Raw genomic sequence first — 955 nt, forward strand, 5'->3', positions numbered from 1 at the left:
GCACCAGGCCCACCGCGCGCCGGCCATAGGTGCGGGCGGCGCTCTCCAGCAGCACCGTGCCGGACGGCATGTGCCCATCCCGCTCCACGCCGGGCTTGAGCCCCACGCGCCCCCGGAAGGGGATGACGGTGTGCTGCCCCGGCGGCGCGATGAGGACGTGCCCCGGCATCAGCGGCTCTCCGTCCTGCGCCAGCCGCACCTTCAGCTTGCTGGCCCCGGCCAGCCACCCCGCCAGGGACTCCGCGAAGGCGGCGTTGATGTGCTGGACGATGACGATGGGCGCCGGGAAGTCCGCCGGCAGCTCCGACAGCATCTTGAAGAGCACCTGGGGCCCGCCCGTGCTCGCCGCCACCACCACCACGCCCATGGACACCGCTGGCAGCACCGACGTGGCCACCCGAGGCGGCAAGAGCGGGCCGCGCTGGGGCCGACGCAGGTGGCGGATGACGCGCACCGAGGACAGCAGCCGGATTTCGCGGACCAGGTTCCACGCGTCCGGCCCGGCGTCGATTGCGGGCTTGATTTGCAGGGCGAGCGCCCCCAGCTCCAGCGCGCGGTACGTCAGCTCCGGCGCCTGCGAGCGCGGGTCCGCCGTGAGCACCAGGATGGGCGTGGGGCACTCGGCCATGATGTGCTCGGTGGCCGTGAGCCCGTCCATGACGGGCATGTCCACGTCCATGGTGATGACGTGGGGACGCAGCTCCCGGGTCATCTCCACGGCCTGCTTGCCGTCCGCGCAGGTGCCCACGACTTCGATGTCGGGGTCCTTGCTCAGCGCCTCGCAGATGAGCTGTCGGCAGATGAGGGAGTCATCGACCACCAGCACCGACACTTTCTTGCCCATGCCCTGTCCATACCCCGTGCGCGAGCCCGGGAGTATAGCCAATGCGGGGGCCTGTCAGCCCAGCAGTCGCAGCACCCCATGCACCAGGTCCGGGTCTGTCTCTTTTACACA

General features: G+C 70.7%; 1 protein-coding gene. It reads right to left on the reverse strand.

The window, feature by feature from the left end:
- A partial coding sequence (locus G4D87_RS38175) for a chemotaxis protein CheB (RefSeq protein WP_163787637.1) occupies positions 1 to 844 on the reverse strand: 844 nt, incomplete at its 3' end.
- Positions 845 to 955 lie beyond the last annotated feature (111 nt).

Source organism: Myxococcus vastator, from assembly GCF_010894475.1.
Taxonomy (GTDB): domain Bacteria; phylum Myxococcota; class Myxococcia; order Myxococcales; family Myxococcaceae; genus Myxococcus; species Myxococcus vastator.